The organism is Scandinavium manionii (genome assembly GCF_024764775.1).
GTDB lineage: Bacteria > Pseudomonadota > Gammaproteobacteria > Enterobacterales > Enterobacteriaceae > Scandinavium > Scandinavium manionii.
Genome location: NZ_JALIGC010000039.1, coordinates 50276 through 76686 on the forward strand (window position 1 = coordinate 50276; position 26411 = coordinate 76686).

At 54.0% G+C, this 26411-nt stretch carries 19 protein-coding genes; 11 read left to right on the plus strand and 8 right to left on the minus strand.

Translation table 11 applies throughout. The annotated features are described in order from the left end of the window. Positions 1 to 4 precede the first annotated feature (4 nt). The 5 genes from MUU51_RS14750 (at position 5) to MUU51_RS14770 (ending at position 5725) form a co-directional block, all read left to right on the plus strand. The gene (locus tag MUU51_RS14750; protein ID WP_258968017.1) at positions 5 to 2605 is read left to right on the plus strand and encodes a fimbria/pilus outer membrane usher protein; all 2601 of its coding nucleotides are present in this window, start codon (positions 5 to 7) and stop codon (positions 2603 to 2605) included. Between the two features lie 18 nt (positions 2606 to 2623). Continuing rightward, positions 2624 to 3190 (plus strand): fimbrial protein, encoded by a 567-nt coding sequence (locus MUU51_RS14755; protein WP_258968018.1) that lies wholly within the window; start codon positions 2624 to 2626, stop codon positions 3188 to 3190. A gap of 11 nt (positions 3191 to 3201) precedes the next feature. Further along, positions 3202 to 3780: a fimbrial protein gene (locus MUU51_RS14760; RefSeq protein WP_258968019.1), complete on the plus strand. Its 579-nt coding sequence runs from the start codon at positions 3202 to 3204 to the stop codon at positions 3778 to 3780. Between the two features lie 109 nt (positions 3781 to 3889). Then, positions 3890 to 4504, plus strand: coding sequence for a fimbrial protein (locus MUU51_RS14765; protein ID WP_258968020.1), 615 nt, complete (start codon positions 3890 to 3892; stop codon positions 4502 to 4504). 12 nt (positions 4505 to 4516) lie between these two features. Further along, positions 4517 to 5725: a fimbrial protein gene (locus tag MUU51_RS14770; RefSeq protein ID WP_159776284.1), complete on the plus strand. Its 1209-nt coding sequence runs from the start codon at positions 4517 to 4519 to the stop codon at positions 5723 to 5725. A gap of 103 nt (positions 5726 to 5828) precedes the next feature. Here MUU51_RS14770 and chiQ read toward each other — a convergent pair whose 3' ends face one another. From chiQ to MUU51_RS14800, 6 genes are all read right to left on the minus strand, one after another. Next, the gene (chiQ, locus tag MUU51_RS14775) at positions 5829 to 6020 is read right to left on the minus strand and encodes a ChiQ/YbfN family lipoprotein (protein ID WP_258968021.1); all 192 of its coding nucleotides are present in this window, start codon (positions 6018 to 6020) and stop codon (positions 5829 to 5831) included. Next, complete coding sequence (locus tag MUU51_RS14780; protein WP_258968022.1) at positions 6013 to 8946, minus strand: alpha-amylase family protein; 2934 nt, start codon at positions 8944 to 8946, stop codon at positions 6013 to 6015. Before MUU51_RS14780 ends, chiQ begins: the two co-directional genes overlap by 8 nt. 25 nt (positions 8947 to 8971) lie before the next feature. Further along, positions 8972 to 10390: an OprD family outer membrane porin gene (locus MUU51_RS14785; RefSeq protein WP_258968023.1), complete on the minus strand. Its 1419-nt coding sequence runs from the start codon at positions 10388 to 10390 to the stop codon at positions 8972 to 8974. A gap of 74 nt (positions 10391 to 10464) precedes the next feature. Further along, positions 10465 to 12663, minus strand: coding sequence for an alpha-galactosidase (locus MUU51_RS14790; RefSeq protein ID WP_258968024.1), 2199 nt, complete (start codon positions 12661 to 12663; stop codon positions 10465 to 10467). Beyond that, positions 12660 to 14051: an MFS transporter gene (locus tag MUU51_RS14795; RefSeq protein WP_258968025.1), complete on the minus strand. Its 1392-nt coding sequence runs from the start codon at positions 14049 to 14051 to the stop codon at positions 12660 to 12662. The genes MUU51_RS14790 and MUU51_RS14795 overlap by 4 nt, the downstream gene beginning before the upstream one ends. A gap of 242 nt (positions 14052 to 14293) precedes the next feature. Then, a complete protein-coding gene (locus tag MUU51_RS14800; RefSeq protein WP_258968026.1) occupies positions 14294 to 15493 on the minus strand; it encodes an ROK family protein in 1200 nt (399 codons plus the stop codon). 115 nt (positions 15494 to 15608) lie between these two features. Between MUU51_RS14800 and MUU51_RS14805 the strand changes: the two genes are divergently transcribed. The 4 genes from MUU51_RS14805 to MUU51_RS14820 all read left to right on the plus strand — a co-directional run bounded on the left by MUU51_RS14805 (position 15609) and on the right by MUU51_RS14820 (position 22458). Beyond that, entirely contained in the window at positions 15609 to 18875 is a 3267-nt protein-coding gene (locus tag MUU51_RS14805) for a DUF5107 domain-containing protein (protein ID WP_258968027.1), read from the plus strand. 67 nt (positions 18876 to 18942) lie between these two features. Next, positions 18943 to 20376: a sugar porter family MFS transporter gene (locus MUU51_RS14810; RefSeq protein ID WP_258968028.1), complete on the plus strand. Its 1434-nt coding sequence runs from the start codon at positions 18943 to 18945 to the stop codon at positions 20374 to 20376. Then, a complete protein-coding gene (locus MUU51_RS14815) occupies positions 20373 to 21230 on the plus strand; it encodes an aldose 1-epimerase (RefSeq protein ID WP_258968029.1) in 858 nt (285 codons plus the stop codon). Before MUU51_RS14810 ends, MUU51_RS14815 begins: the two co-directional genes overlap by 4 nt. A gap of 70 nt (positions 21231 to 21300) precedes the next feature. Continuing rightward, complete coding sequence (locus MUU51_RS14820; RefSeq protein ID WP_258968030.1) at positions 21301 to 22458, plus strand: 3-phenylpropionate MFS transporter; 1158 nt, start codon at positions 21301 to 21303, stop codon at positions 22456 to 22458. Here the strand turns inward: MUU51_RS14820 and csiE are convergent. After that, positions 22434 to 23717 carry a stationary phase inducible protein CsiE gene (gene csiE, locus MUU51_RS14825; RefSeq protein ID WP_159776258.1) on the minus strand — a complete coding sequence of 428 codons (1284 nt, stop codon included), beginning with the start codon at positions 23715 to 23717 and terminating at the stop codon, positions 22434 to 22436. The genes MUU51_RS14820 and csiE overlap by 25 nt on opposite strands. Before the next feature lie 122 nt (positions 23718 to 23839). On the opposite strand from csiE, the gene MUU51_RS14830 reads away from it, so the two are divergent. Further along, complete coding sequence (locus MUU51_RS14830) at positions 23840 to 24478, plus strand: DUF1007 family protein (RefSeq protein WP_159776256.1); 639 nt, start codon at positions 23840 to 23842, stop codon at positions 24476 to 24478. Continuing rightward, entirely contained in the window at positions 24469 to 25449 is a 981-nt protein-coding gene (locus tag MUU51_RS14835; protein ID WP_258968031.1) for a nickel/cobalt transporter, read from the plus strand. Before MUU51_RS14830 ends, MUU51_RS14835 begins: the two co-directional genes overlap by 10 nt. Before the next feature lie 85 nt (positions 25450 to 25534). On the opposite strand, the gene suhB is transcribed toward MUU51_RS14835, so the two are convergent. After that, positions 25535 to 26341, minus strand: a complete 807-nt coding sequence (gene suhB, locus MUU51_RS14840; protein WP_110508899.1) for an inositol-1-monophosphatase — start codon at positions 26339 to 26341, stop codon at positions 25535 to 25537. Between the last annotated feature and the right edge of the window lie 70 nt (positions 26342 to 26411).

The following is a 26411-nucleotide window of genomic DNA, read 5'->3' on the forward strand; positions in this document are numbered from 1 at the left end:
AATAATGGAAAGAAAATTTCGACGTACTTTGATTGCTATCGCACTGACCGCTATGATTTCCTCCGTATCGAATGTCAGAGCGGAAGACGTTGCGACGTCTGAAGGAAATCAGGCCGCAGCGACCAATAATAGAGAGTTAAACAAAGATGTGTCGAAGGCTGACCACGATTCCAATGAAACGGATGAGGATCAGGTCGAATTTGATAGCGCTTTCTTTTCCGGCAGCGGGGTTGATGTATCGCGTTATTCTCGCGGCAACCCGGTACCTGCGGGTATGTATTTCGTCAAGGTCAGTGTCAATGAAAAACTGGTTGGCCATTCTGAAATTAAATTTATTGATAACCCGAAAGACCCGCTGAGGGCGCTACCCTGCCTGGACAGTAAATTTTTTGATGTGACCGGTATTAAAATCGATGAGATGGACGACGAGCAGTGTCGGCCATTAAACGACTGGCTGCCTGATGCCCGGTGGAAACTGGATGTTAACGAGCAGGTCTTTCAGCTTACCGTTCCGCAGGCATTAATTATTGAACGCCGTGCGGATGAAGTGCCCGTCGCGTTGTGGGATGACGGCATTAATGCTGCGTTTATGGGATATAACCTGAACTATTACCGCTCCCATTCTTCCGGGGAAACGACCGATACGGCGTATGCGGGAATTGACGGCGGGCTGAATCTGTTCGGCTGGCGTGCGAGGATCCGCGGTAATGCGAACTATGATTCTACCAGCGATGACACTTCGTTCGACAGCAGCAATTTATACGTTGAGCATGATGTTACGGCGCTAAAATCTCAGTTTCGTGCCGGGGAAATTTACGGCAGCTCCAGCTTTTTCGACTCTTTCCCGATGAAAGGCGTGTCGTTAAGCAGCGATACCCGTATGCTGCCGGATTCATTAAATAATTTTAAACCGGTTATTCGCGGCGTCGCGGAAACAAACGCAAAAGTTGTCGTCAAACAAAAAGGCAACACCATCCTGGAAACGACCGTTCCGCCGGGCGCATTTAATATCCAGGACTATAACCCGATCAGTTCTTCGGACGATCTGGATATCACCATCAACGAAGCCGATGGTCGGACACGTTCTTTCAGTATTCCCTATAACAGCGGCTCACGGTTACTGTATCCGGGGGTTGGACTCTATACGCTGAACGTGGGTCGATATGACCAGTCTGATAACGACGATCCGTTGATTGCGCAGGCGACGTATCAGTACGGCCTGAACAACCTGATCACCCTTTATAGCGGCGTTGAGTATCTCACTGATTATTACGCGGCACAGGGCGGGGTGTCTTTCAACACTTCAATCGGGGCGATTTCGCTGGATGTCACACATTCGTCATTAGATACCGATGAGGGAGATACCCTGAGCGGGCAAAGCTGGGGATTGACCTACAGCGGTAAAGTGAATTCGACCGATACCAACATTGATCTCTCGGCGTATCGTTATTCGACGGAGAATTATTACGATCTGGATGATGCCATCTATTATCTCAGCGACGACAATGACAATCGCGTTGATAATATGCGATCGAAAATTCAGGTTAATATTAACCAGACCTTTGCCGACGGCTGGGGATCCATTTACACCTCTGGCACATGGACTGACTACTGGGATTCGGATCGCACCGAGAAAAGTTACCAGCTGGGTTATAACAATAATATTGGTCGCATCAGCTACAGTATATCGGTAAACCGTTATTATAACGAAGATAACGAAAAAGATGATCAGATCTATCTGTCTCTTTCCATTCCTTTGGGCGGCGAGAGCAAAGATAATTTATTTGACTATATGAACGTAAACTACACCAGTAACAATAATGGTAAAAATCGAGGGCTTTCGACAAATTCGTCCGGTTATAGCAAAGAAAAAGATCTCTATTATGGCGTGAATGCGGGCTATAACAAAAACGATGGCTATGGCGATGACCGCCTGGCGAACGCGGGCGGTAACCTGTCATGGAATAGCCGTTTTGGTACGCTGGGAGGCAGCGTTTCCGCCAGCACCGACGACAGCCGTCAATTATCGCTATCCGCCGACGGTGGGGTGATTGTGCATCGCGGCGGCGTAACCTTTGGTCGTGATATTAACAACGATTCCGCCATTGCGCTGGTCGAGGCGAAAGGGGCAAAAGGGGCGCGCGTCACCAATGACAACGCGGTCAGCGTGAATAACGCCGGATATGCTTTTGTCTCCAATCTTTCTCCTTACCACTATAACGACGTGGCGCTTGACCCGTCGACCATGGAAAAAGATACCGAATTAAAAGAAACCTCTGTTCGCGTCGTACCGCGCGCGGGCGCCATTATTGAAGTTCCCTTCCGCACTGACGATCGCCGTTCAGTGTTTTTAATGATGCGTAAAGCGGACGGCAGCAATGTGCCGTTTGGCGCCGAAGTTTTCAACGAGCAGCGTGAGTCGGTCGGTATGTTGGGGCAAAACGGCAGGGCATTTACCCGTGGGCTGGCGGATTCCGGGCACCTGACCGTCGAATGGGGAAACAAACCTGAAGAGCAGTGTGCAGTTGATTTCAAACTGCCGGTTGTTGCCCACGACGATATTCAGCAAATGACGTTGCTGGTTGATCATCTAATTTGTCGTTAATAGAAAAAGGATTTATGTATGAATCATAAAATAATACCGCTCATTATTTCAGGTGGTCTCTTTGCTTGCCTGAGTTCGTCATTCGCCCGTGCGGAAAACCTGGATTTTACGGCATCCGTTACCGTCGAACCGACCAGTTGTACCATTGAACAACTGGATGATGGAAAACTAAGATATGACTTTGGCGAGGTCTCTCCACTGCAGGTAATGAATGGCAATACGTTTCATGAAAGTTCATTTATTATAAAAAATTGTTGGGGGACATTAAATGGTTTTGTTGACCTGACACTTATTAGCCCGAGCAGTCAGGAAGTTACCGGAGACGATGCCGGGAAGTGGATCACCCCTGCTGCGGGGGAAGGAAAGGCCGTCGGTGTGGCTTATAAAACGGAATTGAAATGGACGGGTAAAGAGTATCGCATTTTTCCTGTGGATCATACCCAAACCAGTGTTGAGACCGGTACAGATAACTTCCCCACCACGGTCACGATTATGGCCACCCTGATCCCGACCGTCGACAGTCAGTCGGAAATGACGGCAGGTAATATGGATGCTACTGCAACAATTCAAATTGCATACAAGTGAGGGAACGAATGATGAAAAAATTAGCTGCACTGTTTATGATATTCACGGCGCTGAATGTTTATGCCGATGATAATATTGACCTTGAATTTACCGGGACATTAGCGGCTCCCACTTGCTCCGCCTCCTTTGAGAGTACTAACGGTACGGATATTCATTTTGACACTATCCACGCGGGTGATTTTATGGACTCGCAAAATGGGGATGTGGTCACCACCGGTACGCCAGTATCCGCTTTTATTCGCCTGTCGGGGTGTGGGTCAAACGTCGCCAATTTGATTATGGATTTCACTGGAGCTGTATCCGGCTACGGTTTTCAAGGTAAGTCCGTCTATTTAAAATCGAGTGCGGGTGCGAACACCAGGTTAGGTGTCGCACTGTTTAAAGACAGTACGGCGCAAACCAGGGATGAGGCGATCAGTTTTGATGCGGGTACAAAAGAAACCGTGCCATTAAGCAGTTTAATTATCGATGGCGCTGACTATAAGTTCCCGTTATATGCACGCATTATTCTGGCCAATGCTCAAAATGGTTTTTATGATTCCATCGGGGATTTAACCGCCACGGCGCAGGTCGCAGTGACTTATGAATAGTGCGCGTGAGCGTTGCTGAGAGATATATCACCGGAAAGCTGAAATATATGCGTCCATGTACATACGGGTCTGCAACAGCAATATTGCTTATCCGGGGAGAAGAGAGCTGATGACCAGAACAATCCCGAAAATTATTACCCTTATTTTTTGTTGGCTGCTGTTGACAAGTTTTTTCTTCGGTCGCCATGTCATGGCCTCCGAGGAAGCAACCGTCACAGATACAGCTGATGAAATCGGTCTGGTTTTATCCGGCACGCTTCGTTCTGCGACCTGTAACGTCCATTTTGCCGAGGATATTCTTCAGCTTGAAGGGGTGGGTATTTCATTGTTCCATCAGCCTGGCGATATATCAGGCTATGCAAAACCTTTTTCACTGACGGTCAGTGATTGTCAGTTGCCGGTGACACAGCAAGCACAGCTCACGCTGAATTTCAAAACCCAGGCGATGACCGATATGGTTCCGCCTGGAGCCTTTGCTAATCAGCTGCTGGATAATCAGGGGATGTTAGTGCCGACGGGCATTGGTTTTTCTATCTACGATAGCCGCGATGACAGTAATGTGCTGGATACCAATGGCCAGTCCAGGGAGTTGGTTTATACCATCACCGACCCGGAATTGTTATCGATAAACCGTGATTTTTATGTCCGCTATATGCAGACGGATAACGTTACCCAGGCAGGGCCGGTCAGTGTGGTGGTCATGGTCAGCGCGATTTATAATTGATGGAGCAATAAGATGAAGTATTGTTGTGCGGGGCTGCTGTTATTCTCTATGACAGTTTTGGCTGAGACAGGACCGGTATTAACGTCATCACCAACGTCATATGATCAACAAATTTATATAGATGGTGATAACACTTCTGTTGCCAATCGTAAATTCTCATACCCTTATACCTTTCGATCCCTGGGGAGTTCTGAATATACCGGCCAGGATGCCAGTTATATGACTGACGGGGTATTAGCCTATGGCCCGCAATTTGTGTCGGCGAGCTGGGATCCCAGCGCTATCGATACCAGCGATAGCAAAAATATCGACGGCATCACTTACTATCGCTATAAAAGGGAATTAGCGGCGAATTTATATATTGCGATACAGCAAGGGGTTTACTCTAATCAGACCCAACATTATATCATCCATGACGTCCCTTTTTCTGGCGTAAGTAATTACGGTGTCTCCCGAACAGATCGTACTGCCGGTGTCTGTGAGGGAACCCGGAATTCTACATGGGCTGCGAATATCACTTGTGATGGCGCCAGTATTAAATTAGTCAAAGATGACGGTATTGCTGCGCGGGTAGGTACTGTCTTACTCTATTTTGCCGGAACGCCGAGTAGCCCCATTAATTTCTCCGGCGTCACTATTGCCAGATTATCTGTGGGCGATAAGTTAATGCCCGGGGGTAACGAAAACGACTCGTATAATGGAAGTTATACCACCTATGGCACTATATCGCTGACCGGCAACATTACTTTTGTTAATAGCTGCAATATTACTGAATCAGGCACTGTGCAGGTTCCGTTTGGTGAAATCCCGCCGAGTATTTTCACCACCAAAGGTAGCAAACCCAGTAATAATTATGTGAAGAAAACAGAGATTCACTACCAGTGTGAGTTCCCTATTCATAATGCTCAAAGTTCCGGCGTTAAATGGATGCTGGAAGCCACAGGGGCAAGCAAAAATGCTGAACAAAGCAATGGGTTATTAGCCGCGGTTGCCACCGGCTCAAATACCATTAATAACCTCGGCATCAAGGTCACTCGTGACGAGTCCGGGGCCAACGTTGTCGATACTACGGGGGCGACCAGCTATGACACCACTTATTCGTCCGATGACAAACAAGCCACCGCGACGTTTTACGCATACCCCACCATGATCAATGATACCAAACCCAAAGGCGGCGGTGATTTCAAAGCCACAGCGACGCTGAGATTTGATATTCCCTAAAGCAGCGTGCGGAATTTTCTGTGTCAGGCTTTGCCTTTCAGTACGAGCATCCTGGAAAAGCCTGACATATTTCACGCTTTGTCACCCCTGCAAGGGGGATTCTTTAACGGGTATTCTGTAGAACCCTCTGGCACTTCTCATCACTATCTGCGCCATTCCCGCTCATAGCCGCCTGAATACAGGCCTGATAATCTGTCGGTGAAACCGTCTCCTGCGTCTCCTGCGTTGGCTGCGACGGGGCGGCCTGGCAGCCGGCCAGTAATAATCCGCAGATCAGAATGGCTGATTTAGTCATTTTCTCCTCCAGTGGCGTGACTATAAAAGGTGAGTAAAAGAGTATGCTGAGGCTCATCCTGCCAGGTTTTGCCGGCATCAATCGAAATAAGCAGCCGGCCTGTCGCGCCGGATGAACGCTTCCCTGCCAGTACGCCATAACTGTTTTTCCCTGAGGGTTCGAAGCGGGACCCTTCTGAGCTGAAAATCAGCGCATAGCGTTTAGCCGTATCCAGCCCGCTCAGGCGCGGGAATACAGAATAAATCGCCGGATTAGCGGGTAAATTGAACGGGGGCAACGCCGCCGTAAACAGAGTTTTAGACGGCCGATCTTGCGCATTGAGTTCCACCACGCGGAGACGCAAGTTGTCGCCAGGCACGGCGTCGACATAATGCTCAAATAACCAGAAGTCGATTTTCGGCAGATCGCTGTGGCTGAGTTTGAAGGTCTGCATTAACTGATGATTTCCTTGAATGTCGGTGCGCTTCATGCCGGGGCCAATACTGTCCTCGGTTATCTTCAAGGCAGACACAGAAGATTGCTGTTGATACGCCTCAAGAGTGGGGGTCGTCAGAGGACCATCATGGCTGGCGAAATCCAGGCGAAGACGCCTGACCTGAATATCAGGGAAGGAAAAAGTGCGTTTGTCGCCGACAATAAAGCCCTGCGCGAGCTTATTCCATGCCGCGCCGTCAAATCCGGAAAGGGTGTAGTTGCGTATTGCGAAGGGGGCTGGCTCTTTAATGATCACCTGATTCAGGCCGGTGGACTGGCCGAGATCCCACTCATAGCGGTTTTTGCCTGCGATAGAGGATTTTCCGTGCAGCAGATCCCCCGCCTCAGATGTCGATTTCGCGGTCTGTCGGCTGAAATGGAGCAGGGCAGTTTCTCCTGCTTTCAGTGAATACGCCACCTCGCCGCCCTGATGCGGCCAGCTTCGTCCGCTATAGAGTTCGGTTATCTGATACGGGGTATTAGCGGTTAATCCCAGCCCGGCAGGCGCAAGCCGCCAGTGCTGCGTAGTATTTTGCCAGTTGCTCAGACCGACATAACTTCCGCCGTCGCCGTCGGTACGAACCAGCACTGCCGGGCTATGTTCGCCAGCGTGATAAAAATTGGTCATCGAGACCGGGCGTGCGGCGATGCCTGCCTGGGCCACTTTCAGTAACGATCTGTTTTTAATCCAGGTCATTCTGTCTTCATCGATGAAAGGTAAGTTATCCCCCACCAGCCAATGCCCTCCGGCCAGTGCAACCGTTGTTGCCAGGCGCAATGCGGCGAGCTGCCCCAGTCGCCCGGCGCCCTGCAACAGTTGTTCCGGCAGAAACATATCGGCATCGTTATAGTCATAAAGCGTGCCGTTGCTCCACCAGGAGGCAGCGCTATTAAAGGCCTGGCGCTCAATCCCGCTATATGCTGCCACGCCCAGTGAGGTGTCGCAGGCGGCACGGCGGCCATGCGTAAACGCCGCGGGCAGCAGCGGGGCGATTGATGCATTCAGGTACACCTGACGTCCGCTGGCCTGCACTTCATCGCGCATAATCTTCATGCCGATACGGTAGTTCTGCATGCCGTTAATCGCGGGATCGTGATGGTGGCCTTCGTACAGCCCCATATCCAGAAAATCGAGTTTCAGGTAGTCATAACCCCAGGCGAGGTCGTTTTTGATATTGCGCCGCACAATGTATTGGGCCGCCGGGTGCGACATATCCAGGGCGTAGGTGCCCAGATAGGTTTTCACCAGTTGGCCGTTTTCATCATGTAAGCAGGCATCGCGATGTGTATATCCCGTATTGTCTACGGGCAAGTCGAGCCAGTTTTCATAGATGGTAAACGGCGTAAGGTAGCCGCCTGCTTTCAGCCCGCGCTGATGCACATAGTCCGCGAAATCCTTCATGCCTTGCGGATAACTCTCGGGCTGGAAGCCGCCGTCCATATTGACGTACTGATAGCCTAGCGGTTTGAGATGCGCGGCGATGTAATCGGTGATGTCTTCCATGTCCCGGGCTTTGCCATAGCTGTCATGCGAGTAGAACGCATTAAAGCCTACCGGCACGGCTCCGTTCCAGTTGAGTCGTGGTTCTCCCTGATTGTAGATTTTTCCGTAGGTTTCGAGCCCATCCCGATAATCGGTGAAATAGCCGAGGAAAAAGAGATCGGATCTGACCGTGGTACCGCGTTGTGAGCCGCCCCAGTTATACAGGGCGAAAGCGGTGAGCGGGCCGTTAGCCAGTCGGGCTTCACCCAACTTCTGGCTGCTTTTCCATTTCTGCACGGATGCCGCGCCCGCGATCAGCCCATGACGGCTCTGATTATCGAAAAGCGCGGTCACCCAATGACTGACGCCATTAAATTTTACCATCGGTTCGACGGGGTTGGCGAAACGGTCGGTGCCATTCTGGCTCAGACCGAAATCATTCACCGGCGCGACGCCAAAATCGAAATTGTTGGAATAGGGGGTGGTGTAGATTCGCTTATCGTTTGCAGGGCCGATATCGGCGAAACCGGAGACGATGGGCGCGAGCCTCGAGATCGCCATCTCACTGGCAGCCGTCACCGTCAGGTCGCTTAAAAACCAGCGTGTATCATTGAAAAACCAAAGATGTAAGGCCAGCGTAGCGCCGTCGGCAAAACGGCTAGTGAGGGTCAGCTTTTCCCCAGGCCCGCGCTGTGGATCGATGATTTTTTCCCAGTTTGCGTCTCGGGATGCCGCCTGCTCGCTGTTCAGCGCCGCCATCTCTCCTTTTCTCAGGGCTTCACTGTGGAACGCCTTCAGCACTGGCGTTTGGTGCCAGGTTAGCGTGCCGGTTCCCTTATCCAGAGCATACTGCATCGTCCAGTCACCATGATGAACCGTGACTTGCGCACCCCGCCGGGAAAATTCTGCGGCGTGGCCGAGGGTTGTTAGCATGATGAGCAGCAGACCGGAAAACACATTTATTTTCATGATGTTCTCATTCCTTCAGACCGCATTAGAAAATCGTGAACGGAGCAATGACGTTGAATTTAATGTCAATTTCGTCCTGGAACATATTGTTGTAGCCGCCGCTGTAGTTCGGGTTGCTACCATGATTGTCGTAATTGATATAGTGCAGGTTGAACAGGGTGCCTTTCATGCGCCCGGTCTGTACGGTGTGGGCGATATTGAAGGTCCAGGCGGATTCATCAATACGCTGGCTTTGGTCTGCCAGCACACCGTCCACGGTACAGGTGGTGCAGGGTTTCCCACCCCAGCCGTAAACGTATCCGGCACCGACGGCCCAGCCTGGCAAGTCGTAATTTTTCAGGTCATGTGTCACGCCTGCGAACACTGAGGTTTCGCCGTTAGCGTCAAAGTCGGATGCCGCGTCCCACCAGATGTCGAGGCGTCCGTTGGAGCTGGCATAGGCCGGAGTGATACGTTGCAGGAAAAAGCCCTGATTACCTTCGGCCTTGACGGTTTGCGCTTCGAGGCGGAAATCGAAGGTGTCGACGGTGTAGCCGAGCGTGATGCCCTGCAGCCAGGCCAGCCCATCATATTCATCATTAACCGAGCCGTAGGCGGCAATGCTGTTATCGCCGACTTTATCTTTGGCGCCGTAAAACTGGTAGCTCATGCGCAGATCGTTCCCGGCGACGGGAATGCTGTACGAAAGTTTGCCGAAATATTGATCCATAAAATCGGCGGCCTGAGCCATCGACGCTTCCAGCACCAGTTTGTTTTTGAAGTCGTAACGCAGGCCCAGGGCGTGAACATAGTCGATTTTGGTGGTGTTATCGGCGGCGCGGAATTCGTACATCTCCGTATACCACGGGGCTTTATATTGATCTGACCACAGGTAAGACGCCGAAAGCGCCCCATGTTCACCGAAGTCCCAACTTCCTCCGGCTTCTGCCCCCTGATACGCGCCCGGGACAAAGCCCCAGTGCACCGCCAGCAGCGTTTGCCCGGAAGGCTGGATGTAGCCCGCGCGCATCCAGTAATCGTCATACTTGAGCTTCAACGCCGCTTTATACAGGTTGAAGCCGCCTTTATCCCCGGACCAGTCCTCATCCCAGCGCTGGTTTGCCGAACTGAGGCTGATCTCGTTTGGGTGTGCGGCGTCGCCCGTCGCGAGGTTGGCAGAGGCAAAACCGGCCACGTCGAGACCGATAAAATCGCCGGCGAATCCGGAGGTGAAATCGAGGTTGGCATTAAATGTCGCGTGGTGTAAGTCTTCCGCGTAATGCCCGTAATCCGGGCTGCCCGGTGTCATATCGCGCTTATCACGATAGCGCTGGGAGTAATAAATACCGCCGGTCATATGGGAGTCGTCAATAAACCCTTCAGCGTGTACTGGTGAGGAAAAAAACAGGGCTGGCCCACATATCAGCGGAGCCGCAATCAGTGTGCAAGTGCGTAATTTGGACATAGAGGTATTCCTCTTCCATGTGAAGAAAAATCATAAAAACAACAAAATAAGAAGGGGGCGGCCGCCCCCAAATTTCAGGGAAGGCGTGTCAGATGCCAGGTTCGACTGATGTAGTCGCGACTCAGCGGGGGATCGATAAATATTCCGCGGAACATCAACTCGTCGCCGCCGATGGATTGCGGGCCGTCGTCAAGTTGATAACGCGCGGCAGGATCAAGCCCGGCGAGGCGAACTATTCGCAGTGGCGCGGACGCAATGCTGACCAGCGAAAAGGCCATCATCAGCGCATGCTGTTGATCCTCAGAAACAAACATCCATGCGGCGAAATCGGTGTTTTCCCACGGGCTAACCAGCCGCCAGAACGTGCCAAACTGAATGAGCTGGCGATGCTGTTTATAAAAGGCAATTTGCTGGCGTACCGCGTCATCACGTTCACTGTCGCTCCGCATAAGATCCAGCATTAATCCATAGTTGCCGCTCATCGCCACCGCGCCGCGCATGACCATGCTGGTGGAACGGCCCATCTGATGATTCGGCACTTCCGAGACGTGTGCGCACTGCGTCACGGGCGGGTACATCATGCTGGTGGAATACTGAATATGCACACGCGAGGCGGCATCGGTATTATCGCTGACCCACGCCTGCGGCATGTAAAAAAGCATCCCGGGGTCAAAACGCCCGCCGCCGCCCGCGCAGCATTCGAAAAGAATATGCGGGAAGCGTTTGGTTAACGCCTCAAGCAGGGCATACAAGCCGAGAATGTAGCGGTGCGCGGTCTCCTGCTGCTGCCCGGCCGGCGCAGTAGCAGAGCCCACTTCGGTCATGTTCCGGTTCATATCCCATTTGATGTAATCAATGGGATGCTCATCAAGGAAGTGACTCATTTGCTGCAAAATATTGTCGCGTACTTCCGGGCGACCGAGGTCGAGAATGTATTGATTCCGTCCTTCGGAAAGCGGTTGCTGCCCGGCATGGAGCACCCAGTCCGGGTGTCTGGCAAATAATTCGCTGCGCCGCGAAATCATTTCTGGCTCAAACCACAGCCCGAACTGCATCCCTTGCTGGTGGACTTTATCGATTAACGGGCGCAGGCCATTCGGGAATTTCTGCCGATTCACAAACCAGTCACCCAGCGATGAGGTGTCATCGTTGCGCTCGCCAAACCAGCCGTCGTCCAGCATCAGTAATTCTGCGCCCAGCACTTTTGCGTTGTCAGCAAAACGGAGCAGTTTCTCCTCGTTGAAATCGAAGTAGGTTGATTCCCAGTTATTGGCGAGGACGGGACGGACTTTATGCCGATGCTCCCCGCGAACCAGATTATCCCGATACAGCGTGTGCAGAGCGTGAGACAGCCCGTTCAGGCCGTTGTCAGACCAGGCGAGAACCGCTTCCGGCGTCTGGAAACTGGCGTCAGGTTGTAATGCCCAGCCAAACCCGTGTGGATTAATGCCCAGTAACACCCGCGTTTGCTGGAAAGCATCGACTTCCGTACGGGCGGTAAAATTGCCGCTGTAGACCAGATGCAAGCCCCAGGCTTCGCCTTGCATTTCGGTGGTTTCCGGGCGCACCAGGCCGATAAACGGTTGCTGATGCGTACTGCTAGCCCCGCGCTTGCTGTCGAGCACGGTGATGCCTGGATTCAGGATCTGACGGTGCAGCTGGCGCTCGCGGGCCCATGCGCCGGGGAACTGGATTTGCTCAAAGTCGCTGTCCGGGAAATCCACCGAGCAGCTCAACGCGCGCAGCAAACGCAGCGGCGTTTTTCCGCCGTTGGTGATGCGGGCGCTTCGCGTAATGACGGGGAGGTCGCGGAAAACGGTATAGCTCAGTTCTACCTGTAAATGTGTAAGGGGGTCTTCCAGTGTGACCCGCAGGGTTTCGGCGGCGTGTGGTGTCTCGACCCAGGTAGCGGGCAAACCGTCCAGTGGTGGTTTGCCGGCCACGATGTGATGCGAAATGTAATGCAGGTTGCTCACCTGGCTACCGTCTTCGTAACGGACTTCAAATGCCGGTTCGCGGTAATCCCCGGCACCGTGACCCGGATACTCCTGCAACACGGTGTCCAGAGAAAAGGTACGATCAGGCCAGCCTGCAGGCGTCGGGGAAAACGACGAGCGATCCAATTTTGGGTAATCATCCGCCTGGCTGAAGGTGGAAATGTGTTTTCCCCAATAGCTATGAATCAAATAGCGGCCATGTGCGAGGCTTAGCACATAACTCACCTGCTGATTGTGCAAATGGAAAAACTGTTTTTCTGCGTTCCAGGTAATCATGCTTTCACCTCGGCGGACTGGGTGGCTTTACGTTGATGAATATCGCTCAGGATTTCATAGAATCGTTTCTCGGTAATTTCATAGCGAGCCAGCGGGATCAGGCTTATCAGGGTTAACACGCCAGGGACCATCGTAAATAACAGGCCAATCCACATCGCGGTTTCGGTGGCCTGGACCTGATGCGGGATATAACCCGCCCATGACAACATAAAGCCGCCAATTGCGCCGCCCAGCGCCCCGGATAATTTGGTTTTGAAGATATTCAGGGAGAAAACCATGCCTTCAGAACGGTTACCACTGCGCCATTCCCCATATTCCACACAGTCTGCTACCATTGAATACAGTGATATTTGACCAATACCGCCGCAGAAGGGGGCTAAGGCGCCGACAATAAATATCATGGTGATATTGGACTGAAAGAAAAATAGCAGCATACAGGCGAAGGCCATCACCGCACTGCTATAAAGCGCAGTATTCTTTTTGCCTATTTTTGCCGAGATAAACGGCGATGCCACGGCACCCAGGACTTGTGCGATCATCGAAACCGTTAAGAAAACACCTAACATCATTTCGACATTTAAATTATAAATAAAGAAGTAAAGCTGAAATGTTCCGCGAATAACGCCGATCATTTCTAACAGGAACATGCCAACCAGCAGCAGTCTTAACGGACGATGCTGTTTTAATAAGGTCCAGAACCCTTTAAAGCTCTGGCGCTCTTTTCGTGGCACAGTATGTTTTTCTTTGACGCCGAAAAAGGTGATGAGCATACAAATAAGAAATACAACGCTATAAATTAACGCCACACCCCACCAGCTTCCGACATATTTCACCAGCCACAATGTCGATGCACTTACAGAAAGAAAACCGAAGGTCGCAATCGTGCGTGGAATAGTAATGACTTTGGTGCGCTCGGTCGGGTTTTGCGTTATAGCGGCGGACAGTGACCAATAGGGAATGTCGATAATTGCAAAGCAAACACTCCATAAAATATATGTCGAGTAGGCATAAACCAGCTTGCCCGCCTCAGAGAAATCGGGGCTCAAAAAACAGGCGACGGTAGTCAGTGACACCAAAATACTGCCGGTGAGGATCCATGGCCTGAATTTGCCCATTTTTGTGTGGGTATTATCGACCAGGATCCCTAGCGCCACATCTGTTGCGCCGTCGACAAGACGCGCGATTAAAAACAGTAATCCCACCGCTGCGGCTTTGATACCGAAGCTGTCGGTATAGTAAAGCATCAGGTAAATAGCAATAAAGGCGTACATCACATTGGCACCAAAACTCCCGATGCCATAGGAAATAGCCGTCGTCCAGGAGACTCTGTCTTGTGCATATTTTTCAATTTCTGATGGCGTTTCTTCACGTATTTGAGCTAGTTCCATTCTGGACACTCCGGAGGTAAGGAACGTTAAACTGCCCGTAAGGGTTAATTAAATTTGATTCAAACGATTGGGGAATTGAACGCTGGGGATTGTAGGGGGTAAAACACAAAGGGACCTTGCGCGAGATTTTATAATTCAGTAAACAGAGATTACTAATCGGCTCATTGAAATCTCATGGGCTCATAATAAATGAGCCCATCATTCTCCCACATAATAATTCGGGAATAGCGCCCTGAATCGCATCACCCTTCCTTTTCAAGTGCGGCTTCGGCATATAAATACCCGATACCCATCACCTGTTGGGCACGGGTCAATTGACCAAAATTAATTTGCGTGGCGTTACGCTTGAGGCCATCGCTATGATCAAAAGGATTAAAACCGCTGCGAACTTTGATGGCATCCAGCCAGCTTTCACCGAATCCGCAGCTACGGCCATAAAACCAAATCTGATTGATATTGAGGATATTGAGAAAGTTATACAGGCTCAGCCCGATGGCGTTGGCGGATTCCTCGACCCAATGGACAACTCGTTCATCGCCGCTGTGCCAGGCGCCGATCAGCTGCGCCGAACTCAGCGTGTCCGGGTCCTGCGGCTGGGCAGAGGGCGTTGATTTTAGCCAGATTCGCGCCTGTTTTTTAAGCGCTGAAAGCGAGGCTGCGGTTTCAAGACAGCCATAACGTCCGCAGTCGCAAAGCGGACCGTCAGGGTTGACGATAGTATGGCCAATTTGTCCGCTGCCGTATAAATTCCCGCGATAGATTTGCCGGTTTATCACGAACGATGAGCCGATGCCGTAATCGACGTTAATCACGCAAAAATCTTCCCGGTTAGCCAGGTTTTGCCATTTTTCCGCCAATGCCAGCATCACGCAGTCATTGTCCAGCCGGACCGTTATCCCGAGCTTTTCCTCCAGCAAATATTTGATTTCGAGGTTTTCACGCCACGGTGCCTGCGGCATGGTCTGCGAAACGCCGGTTACCGGGTCGACCTGCCCGTGAATGCCGAGCGCAAGATTGATAGTTTTGCCCGGGCAGTTCCTGCTTTGGCTTTGCCAGACGGCTTCGATAGCCGCCAGTAGCGCCTGCGGGGTCGGGACGCTGATTGCCCGTCGTTCAAATTCGCCGAGCGCCGAAAGCTGCGCGTTACAGAGTTGGCTTTCGATACTGGTTGGGGTGATGTTCATGCACAAAATGTACTCGCCGTCGGGCGGAATTTGATAGCTGCCGCCGTTGAGCCCACGGCAGCTCAGGTTTTCGCTGGAATGGTTCAACCTGCCGTCGGCGACCAGTTCGTCGAGGATTTTACTGACGGCCGGAATTGACAGCCCGGTATGCTGGGCAAACTGCGATTTACTCAGCCGCTTGTGTTGCCACACCAGTTTCAGCAGGGTCTGCCGGTTAAGCTGGCGGACGCGCTGATTATTCAGACCTGATTCCTGCATTTCACTAAACCTCGTTAACTGTATTGCGTGAGCATCAAGCGATTAAATCATAATCACCTACTTCAAACTGTTGCCATTCCCTCATTCACTATCATTTATTTACTGGAGAATGGTTATGTACGGAGTCGTCAACGTCTGGCAGGAAACGCTCAGCCTTCCCACCTGGACTCTCGGCGCGGAAGATCCCAATCCGATGTTTCTCGAAAACAGGGTTTATCAGGGGTCGTCTGGTGCGGTTTATCCCTATGGCGTCATCGACACGCTGACCGGGCGCAAGGAAATGCGTGACTATCAGGCCATCTGGATGGAAAACGACTTCATCCGCATCCTGCTGTTGCCTGAACTGGGGGGGCGTATTCATCGCGCGTACGATAAAGTCAAAGGACGCGATTTTGTCTACTATAACGAAGTGATCAAACCGGCGCTGGTGGGCTTGTTGGGGCCATGGATTTCGGGTGGGATCGAGTTCAACTGGCCGCAGCATCATCGTCCAACTACCTTCATGCCGGTTGACGTGTCTGTTCAGCAAGGCGAACACGGCGAGCAAACCGTGTGGCTCGGAGAAGTGGAGCCGATGCGCGGCCTGCAGGTGATGGCTGGTTTCAGGCTTTACCCGGACCGTGCGCTGGTGGAAATCACTGGCAAAGTCTTTAACGGTAACGCCACGCCGCGCCATTTTCTGTGGTGGGCGAACCCGGCGGTAAAAGGCGGCGACGAGCATCAGAGTATTTTCCCGCCGGATGTGACTGCGGTATTTGACCATGGCAAACGCGCCGTTTCTGCATTTCCTATCGCAACCGGCACCTACTACAAAGTGGACTACTCGGCGGGCGTGGATATTTCGCGCTATAAAAACGTCCCGGTGCCGACCTCGTATATGGCGGAAAAATCGGAATTTGATTTTGTCGGTGCTTATCACCATGGCGAGCAGGGCGGTCTGCTGCATGTCGCTGATCATCACATCTCACCGGGTAAAAAACAGTGGAGCTGGGGCTACGGCGATTTCGGTCAGGCCTGGGATCGTAATCTGACGGATCAAAACGGCCCATACATTGAGCTGATGACGGGCGTGTTCACCGACAACCAGCCAGATTTCACCTGGCTTGCCCCCTATGAAGAAAAAGTATTCGTGCAGCACTTCCTGCCTTATAGCGGGTTAGGTCGCGTGCATAACGCCAGTGCGACGCTCGCCATTAAACTGGAACGTGAAAATTCACAGCTACAGCTTGGCGTCTACGCGGTGGCTCCGCTGAACCAGGTGAACGTGGTGTTGAGCGCTGACGGGGCGCCGCTGTGGGAAACGCTAATTTGCCTTGAGCCGGGTCAAAACTGGCAGCAAATGCTGCCTGATTTTGGGCCGCAGCGTCTGACGCTAACGGTCAGCGATGCGGCAGGTCACACCTTGCTGGCTTACGACGAGCATATTGCCGGGGAAACGCCGCTGCCGGAGGCCGCCACGGCGCCGCTGATGCCGGAAAAATTGACCAGCCCGGACGCACTTTACTTTATCGGTCAGCATCTGGAACAGTACAACCACGCCAGCCGGCATGCGGCGGATTACTATCGCCGGGCGCTGGAGATTGACCCGCAGGATTATCGGAATAACGTCGCGCTGGGAACCTTGCTGCTCAACGCCGCAGACTGGCAGGGCGCACAATGCTGTGCGCAAGCCGCGCTGGCGCGAGCGCATCAGCTAAACAAAAACCCGCGTGACGGTGAAGCCAGCATGCTGCTTGCGAGCGCACTTGAGCGCCAGGGAGAGGACTCGCAGGCCTGGGATCACTACTACAAAGCCAGTTGGAGCGGCAACTGTCGCGATGGCGCGTTCTGGGGGCTGGCGCGTCTGGCGATGAAAAAGGGCGATAGCGCCGATGCGTTAGCCAAGGTCGAGCAGAGCCTGCTGTTTAACGGCTGCAATAATCTGGCGATGGGCCTGAAAGCGCTGGCGCTGGCTAAGTGTGGTCGCAACGACGAGGCGCTGTCGTGGATAGACACTCAGCTGGTTTCGCATCCATTGAGCTATCCGCTGCACTACGCGCGCTGGGCGATTCGTCAGGATGACGACTCCCGCGACAGGCTGCGTCAGGTTACCGGGCTGCGCGGCATCAATGCCAGTTACCTCGCGGGCTGGTTGCTGTCGCTGGGGCAAAAAGATGACGCCCGCAAACTGCTGGAGGTTCTCGACAGCCAGGAAACCCTGCCGATGCTGTGGCGCGCCGCGCTGAATGCAGACCGTCAGTCCTTCCTGCAACAGGCACGCGACTGCTTTGCCCGTCGGGTGCGTTTCCCGAATACTCTCGATGAAATTCAGCTGCTTCAACAGCTAACCGACGACGCCTTTGCCAGCTATCTACTGGGCTGCTTCTGGTACAGCAAACGTCGATATGACGAGGCCATCGCCTGCTGGCAGCAAACCGTGCGTCAGGAGCCCGAGTTTGCCCCAGCCCATCGTCTGCTCGGGATTTATCACTGGAACAAATGTCAGGATGCGGCAACGGCGCAGCGCTATCTGGGGCGCGCGGTAGAGCTGGAGCCGGATAACGCCCGTTTTCTGTTTGAACTCGATTGCCTGGCCAAACTCAATGCGGCGTCGGTGGAGGCAAGACTGGCACGGCTTGAATCTGGTCAGCATGTGGTGTTCAAACGAGACGATCTGACTGCCGAACTGCTGAGCGTGTGGCATGCAAGTGGACGCTGGTCAAAGGCGGCGGACGTTCTACGCGAGCGGGTGTTCCATCCCTGGGAGGGCGGCGAGGGCAAAATCACCGGCCAGTATCTGCTCAACCAGATGCACCGGGCTTTGGCGGCACTGCAAAACGCTGAACCTGCGAAAGCCGTGGCGTTGCTGCAACAGGCGCTCCGTTATCCGCACAACCTTGGGGAAGGGCGTCTGCCCAGTCAGACCGATAACGACATCTGGTATCTGCTGGGCGTGTGTGCCGCGATGCAGGACGACAGCGTGGAGGCACAGCGCTGCTTCAGCCAGTCTACGTTGGGTGAATCACAATTGGATGCCGGTCGATACTACAACGATCAGCCGGTGGATTATCTGTTCTGGCAAGGGATGGCGTGGCGTGCGCTTGGGAATGAATCGCGAGCGTTAGCACTTTTCCAGCGTTTCCACGATGGGCTCGCCGCGCAGCGTACCGTTATCCCTGAAGCCGATTTCTTCGCCGTTTCACTTCCTGATTTACTGGCCCTGGACGATAACCCGCAGAAGCGCCACCAACAGCACTGTCTGTTTATTGATGCCCTCGGCCATCTCGGCAAAGGCCAGACGGAGCAAGGCAATCAGGCACTGGATGCCTTGCTGAAGCTCAATCCGGCGCATGACAAAGCGCACCTGATTCGCCATGCCCTCACCGCAGGCATTCTGAAGTAACCCTTTTGCCCGGTGCGAAAACTGCCGGGCATCTCTCACCCTCTGTGCTCTGAACGAGGACATCAACATGCAAAACTCAGCAGTAAAAATGGGTTACGTCTGGACTATTTGTCTGGTGGCGGCCTGCGGTGGTCTGCTGTTTGGCTACGACTGGGTTGTGATTGGCGGCGCAAAGCCCTTCTATGAAGCGTATTTCAATATCACCGATCCGGCGCAGTCGGGCTGGGCGATGAGCTCTGCGCTGGTCGGCTGTATTGTCGGTGCGCTGGTGTCCGGCTGGTGTGCGGATAAATTCGGCCGCCGCCTACCGCTGATTGCCTCCGCCATTCTGTTCAGCGCCTCGGCCTGGGGCACGGCGATGGCGGGCAGTTTCGATATGTTTGTGGTGTATCGCATTGTCGGTGGGGTCGGGATTGGCCTGGCCTCAGCGTTGAGTCCTTTATATATCGCGGAAGTCAGCCCGGCGGAAAAACGTGGACGGTTTGTGGCCATCAACCAGCTGACTATCGTGATTGGCGTGCTGGCGGCACAGCTGATCAATCTGCTGATTGCTGAACCGGTGTTGGCGGGGGCGAGCCAGCAAGCACTGCTCGATAGCTGGAACGGGCAAACGGGCTGGCGCTGGATGTTCGGTGCAGAGCTGGTTCCGGCGCTGGCGTTCCTGCTGCTGCTGTTCGTGGTGCCGGAATCGCCGCGCTGGCTGATGAAGGCGGGAAAAGAGGCCCGCGCCCGTCTGACGCTGGAGCGTATCGGCTCCCCGGCGTACGCCACGCAAACCCTGAATGACATCGCGCATACGCTGGCGAAAGACACGCAGCGAGTGTCGTTTGCCATGCTGTTACAGCCCAACATCCGTCCGGTGGTGATCATGGGAATGGTGCTGGCGGTATTCCAGCAGTGGTGCGGGATCAATGTCATCTTTAACTATGCGCAGGAGATTTTTGCCTCAGCCGGGTTTGATATCAACGGAACCCTGAAATCAATTGTGGCGACAGGGATAATCAACCTGATTTTCACGCTTGCCGCGCTACCGCTGGTCGACAAAATCGGCCGTCGCAAGTTGATGCAATTGGGGGCCTGTGGACTGACGGTTATCTACATGCTGATCGCCGGAGCCTACGCGCTGGGCATCATGGGTTGGCCGGTGTTGCTGCTGGTGCTGGCGGCGATTGCCATTTATGCCCTGACGCTGGCCCCGGTGACCTGGGTACTGTTATCAGAGATTTTCCCCAACCGCGTGCGTGGGCTGGCGATGTCGCTCGGTACGCTGGCGCTGTGGATTGCCTGTTTCCTGCTGACCTACACTTTCCCGCTGCTCAATGCCAGCCTGGGAGCGTCCGGCAGTTTCTTGCTGTATGGCATTATCTGCGCCATAGGTTGGATCTACATTCAACGCACCGTGCCTGAAACCAAAGGGGTCACGCTTGAAGCGTTGGAAGAGCAGCTTACCGGGCGACCTGACCCGACGTCAGCGGCAAAAGTGGGGAGGGCAAACGGATGACGGAAAAGCTGTGGCTGGAAAACGCGCATTTGCGGATGAGTGTCTCTCCTCAGGGCGGGTGCGTGTTGAGCCTGGATTCGCTGGACCATCAGCAGCCAGTGCTGCGCGCCGGGAAGGGGACATCGCCTGGAGACTGTGGATTGTTTCCGATGCTGCCGCTGGCGAACAGGGTCGAGGGAAACCGCTTTACGCTCCATGGACATGGCATTCAACTGCCCGAAAGCCTGGCGGATGCGCAGTTTTTCCTCCATGGTGACGGCTGGCTGGCGCCCTGGCAGATAGCTGAACAGAGTCGTGAGCACTGTATTTTACACCTGCGTCAGCGTCATGCCTGCGGTTTTGATTATCAGGCCGAACTGGTTTATCGGTTGCAGGGCAACGCGTTAGAGATTGAACTCACGCTGACGCACTTGGGTGAACATCCCATGCTCTATGGTGGCGGCGTACATCCGTTTTTCCACTTCACGCCGCAGAGCCGGATCCAGTTTGCCGCCAGCGGCTACTGGCCTGAAGGGCCCTCGCATTTGCCTCTCTCATGGACCGACGACCTGCCCGCCGCTGCGGATTTCAGCGAAGCGCAATACGGAGCACCGGACTGGCTGAACGTCTGCTATTCCGGCTGGAATGGCAGGGCGACGATATTGCATGAGCAGATGACCGTCACGCTTCGTGCCCCGACAAACTGGCTGATGCTGTTCAGGATGCCTGATGAACCGTTTGTGTGTCTGGAGCCACAGTCGCATCCGGTCAATGCGCATCGAATGCCGGGGCAGCCCGGTGTCGTGCTGTTAATGCCCAAAGAAACATGGCGATTTTCTACGAGCATCCTCGTAAATGAGTCCGATGGATGTTAGGAAACTGTTAACCCTACTTGCCAGCCGTTGCGTTTGCCGCCAGACTAGCGCCACCATTTGGGAGGGAATCATGGTCTTGCATTCCACGCGCTGGCTGGCGCTCAGTTATTTTACCTACTTCTTTAGCTACGGCATTTTCTTACCATTCTGGAGCGTGTGGCTGGCTGGCACGGGCCTGACGCCGGAAACCATCGGCGTGCTGCTCGGTGCGGGTCTGGTGGCGCGTTTCCTCGGCAGCCTGCTGATTGCGCCTCGCGTCAGCGATCCGTCACGGTTAATCCGCGCGTTACGCATCCTGGCGTTGCTGTCGCTGCTGTTTGTGCTCGCCTTCTGGGCAGGCACCAAAGTGGCGTGGTTGCTGGCGATGATGGTGGGCTTCAATCTGTTCTTCTCGCCGCTGGTTCCGCTTACGGATGCGCTGGCAAACACCTGGCAAAAGCAGATAACCATGGACTACGGTCGCGTGCGTCTGTGGGGCTCAATTGCCTTCGTAATTGGTTCTGCACTGACCGGCAAACTGGTGAGCCTGTTCGACTATCACGCGATCCTGGCGCTGCTCAGTATCGGCATTGCTTCCATGCTGGTCGGGATGATGATTACCCCGTCTATTCAGCCGCAGGGTGTAGCCCACCAGCATGAGGAAAGCGCAGGCTGGCCCGCATGGCTCTCTCTGGTGACGCAAAGCTGGCGCTTTCTGGCCTGCGTGTGTCTGTTACAGGGCGCGCATGCGGCGTACTACGGCTTCAGCGCAATTTACTGGCAGGGCGCCGGGTATTCCGCATCGGCAGTGGGCTATTTGTGGTCATTGGGTGTCGTGGCGGAAGTGGTGCTTTTTGCGGTCAGTAAGAAGGTATTCCGCCGTTTCGGCGCTCGAGATTTGCTGCTGCTTTCGGCATTCTGCGGCCTGATCCGCTGGGGTATCATGGGCTGGACGACGGAATTGCCGTGGCTTATCGTCGCGCAAATCCTGCATTGCGGTACCTTCACCGTCTGTCATCTGGCGGCGATGCGCTACATTTCCGCCCGTCAGGGTAGTGATGTGATTCGTCTGCAGGCGGTCTATTCCGCCGTCGCGATGGGCGGCAGTATCGCTATCATGACCGTCTTCGCCGGATTCCTCTATCAGCACCTGCACGAGGGCGTGTTCTGGGTGATGGCGCTGCTGGCTATTCCCGCGATGTTTATCCGACCGAAAGTGACCGCTCAGCCTGGGGCTTCCAGCATCTGACAAATATGCTGTCGCTGCCGCTCGCTGAGTGGCTCCCCGGCGTGGATAAGCGGCGGGGAAAACAGCGGCAGTGCAAGCGTGTAGGGCGTGACGATCAGCGCCACGCCTTTCGGTGCGCCTTCTTTCTCGAAAGCGTGCAGCGTCTGGTATTTGATGTTCAGCGGCAGTAGCGTCAGTTCGCGCAGCTGCTGTTCGATTTCCTGCTCAAGCTGCGGATTGTCTCCGGTCAGCAACACCACCTGTTTCTCCTGCAGGTCACTTTCCTGCATCAGCCATGCGCCAAAAATCACCGCAATCAGGCCCATCTCTTCATCAGAAATACGCAGCGCATACTGGTCCTCAAATTCGGTCAGTGCCTGTTGGGTGGTGCGCATCAGGCGTGGATAGAGACGCTGCACTTCTTCCGGCAGGCTGTTATCTATCCCGACACCGTACAGGCAACGGTTAATCGCCTGCGCCAGATGCACATACAGCTGGTCGCGCAGCCCGCGACGGTCGCTGAATTGCCACCCGGAAAGCTGTTGGAAACGGTCAATCAGCTGGTTAATACTGCGATAGAGTCGCACTTCCTGGGTGTGATGGTCACGTTTCGGGTCCGGCACTTTCAACATCATAAACAGCATGGCGAGGAACAGATGTTCGTCAGGATGGGCGTTTTTCAGGGTTCGGCGCTGCCAGTGACGGGCAATTTCTGCTGCCACCTGATACTCAGCGCTGGCCTGCGCCCATTTGCGTTGCCCGTCGTTAAATACCGGTGATTGCTGCGGCTGCTGTTGCAGCAGGCAATATTGCAGGTACAGGCTGAGAAAGGCGGCATCGCGGCTGTCGAACTGGCGCTGAAGATTTTGCCCGCAGCGATTGACCAACGCGCGAAGGTTGGTATCGTCATACAGGATCCGCGAGATACCCGATTGTTTAAGCTGCGTTTTGAGCAATGGGGTAAACTGCCCGTGGATAAACCCCGGACACAGCCGCAGGGCACGGCGCAGCCAGTGGATCAGGCATAAGCGCTGGTCAAGTGTGGTGCCTTCAATCCGGTAGCTGCCGTCTGCAAGCGTCACGATGTTGAGTCGGTGATAGCGCTGGATGACGTGACGTATTTCGGCAATATCCTGGCGTGCGACAGCGTCATCAACGTTGTTCACCCGGCCTATCGCCTCTGGCGTCACGGACTGCCCTGGCAGATACAGCATCAGCAGGATCTGGCAGCGGCGCTGTGGACTGGAAAGCACAGATGGCAGTTCTTGCACGGTCATCATCTGTCAGGTTCCAGAAAGGTTTTTGATAAGAATAGCTAAAGGATGACGGCGTGAAAGCCAGACGGGACGCCTTTGCGCAAGGATTGCTGGGGTCGGTCACAGAATTTTTCACTGAGGATGCAATGACGAGAGTGAAACCGGGCATGGTTCTGGCTTTTGGCGCGCTTTTATCGTGGCAGGCGTCAGCGCACCCGCACAGTTTTATCAGTATGCAAAGCCAGCTGGTGGCAAGCGGCGGGCAGTTGACCGCCATTAATATGCGCTGGACGATGGATGAAATCACTTCCGCAGATTTGCTCTATGACGCGGGTAATGCCAAACCGGGGGATGAGGTCTGGAAACGTCTGGCGGCAGAAGTGATGGCCAACGTGCTTGGGCAGCACTATTTCACCGAGTTCTGGCACGGTAAGCAGAAGGTGAAATTTGAAAATCGTCCGACCTCCTACGGGCTTTCCCGCGAAGGGCATAAAGCGGTGCTGACGTTTACTCTGCCACTGGCCACGCCTCAACCTCTCGCCGGGCAGACGTACCAGTTTTCCACCTTTGATCCGACCTATTTTGTCGATATGCATTATGACAAAGAGACTTACGTCACGCTGCCCGCCGATGCGCCAACAGGCTGTAAGCTCAGCGTGCATACCCCGAAGCCCAATGAAGATTTGACGAATTACGCTCTGTCGCTCGACAAGGCCGATGCGCCGCCCGAGGATATGGATTTAGGTAAACAGTTTGCTCAACAGGTGACGCTGACATGTCCGTAATCTTTCCGGTAGCTAAGCGTCCACGCCGCTGGCTGCAACTTTGGCCGCTGCTGTTGTTTCTGATTGTGTCGCTGACGGGCGGGGCCTGGCTGTGGCACGCCTGGCCACAGGTGTTGCTGAAAAGCATTATCTGGCAGCGGGAGCTTAATCAGCAGATGAGCGGTCTGTTACAGGCGGTGGCGGAAAACCCGACGAAAGCGGGCGGTTCGCTGCTGGCGTTCAGTTTCATCTATGGCGTACTGCACGCGCTCGGGCCGGGCCATGGGAAAGTCGTCATCACCACCTGGCTTGCAACGCATCCGTCGAAACTAAAATCGAGCATTGGCCTGACGCTGATGGCGTCTTTATTACAAGGGCTGGTGGCGATTGGTCTGGTCGTTGTAGTGCTGACGCTATTGGCGTTACCTGCGCGCCAGCTGCATCTCAGCAGTTTCTGGCTGGAAAAGGGCAGCTATGCGCTGGTCGGCGTTCTGGGATTATTGTTGTGCTGGCGGGCACTGAAGAAGCTGCGCCAGATTTTACGCAAGCCGACTTTCGCCGCGTTTACTCCGCACCATGAACATCATGCCAACTGTGGCTGCGGGCATCAGCATATGCCTGACCCGAAACAAATGGAAAACGGCAACGACTGGCGTGCGCGGCTGGTGATTGTGCTGTCAATGGGGATGCGGCCCTGTTCCGGGGCAATAATGGTGTTGCTGTTCAGTAAGGTGATTGGGGTGTTTAGCTGGGGGGTAGCGTCTGCGCTGGCGATGGCGGCGGGCACATCGATAACCATTTCATCGTTGGCATTGCTGGTACACAGTTTCCGTCAGCTGGCGGTGCGTTTGAGCGGCAATCGTGCGCCGGTAATGTGGCGGCAAATTGGCTGGACGACGCTGGCATTTGCTGGGGGAGCGGGGCTGGTGGTTGTGGCGGTGGTGATGTGGCTCAGTGCGGTGCCGGAGGGCAGGGGATTGAGGCCATTTTGAGATTGCCGGATGGCGCTGCGCTGATCCGGCCTACTGGTCGCGTAGGCCCGGTAAGCGTGAGCGCCACCGGGCTTAACAAACAGAATTAACGCTTCAGCGCTTCGCTCAGTTCGTCACGCATGCTCGCCAGCATCGCTTTCACGACGCGTGGGTTACCTGCCACGATGTTACCGGTAGACATGAAGTTATGACCGCCAGTGAAATCACATACCAGCGCACCGGCTTCACGTGCAATCAGCTCGCCTGCTGCGAAATCCCATGGCTTCAGGCCCAGTTCGAAGTAACCGTCAACGCGGCCAGCAGCCACATAGGCCAGGTCCAGCGCAGCGGAACCGGAACGACGGAAGTCAGCGCACTCGGTGAACAGTTTACCCAGAATATTCATATAAGCCGGAGCGTGCTGTTTAGCTTTGAACGGGAAGCCGGTCGCCAGAATGGTGCCGTCCAGATCGCGGGCATTGGTGCCGCGCAGACGATAACCGTTCAGCTGTGCGCCCTGACCGCGGGTCGCAGTGAACAGTTCGTTACGCATTGGATCGTAAACCACAGCCACTTCAGTACGGCCTTTAATGCGTACGGCGATGGATACAGAGAAATGAGGAAGACGTTTTACGAAGTTGGTGGTGCCATCCAGTGGATCGATAACCCATTGAACATCCTGATCTTCGCCTGCTACTTCGCCAGACTCTTCGGCGATAATAGTGTGCTGCGGGTAAGATTTACGGATAGTTTCGATAATAATCGCTTCTGCGGCTTTATCGACATTCGTCACGAAGTCATTGCTGCCTTTCTGGCTGGTTTCTACGGAATCTGGGGTCTCGTAGTGCTTGGCAATAACATTACCCGCCTTGCGCGCTGCGCGCACGGCGATGGTCAACATAGGATGTTGCATCGGTCACTCTCACTGGATGTTAAAGAACGGGAAAAACGGCGCACATCATAGCAGCGAATTCGGTTTCTGT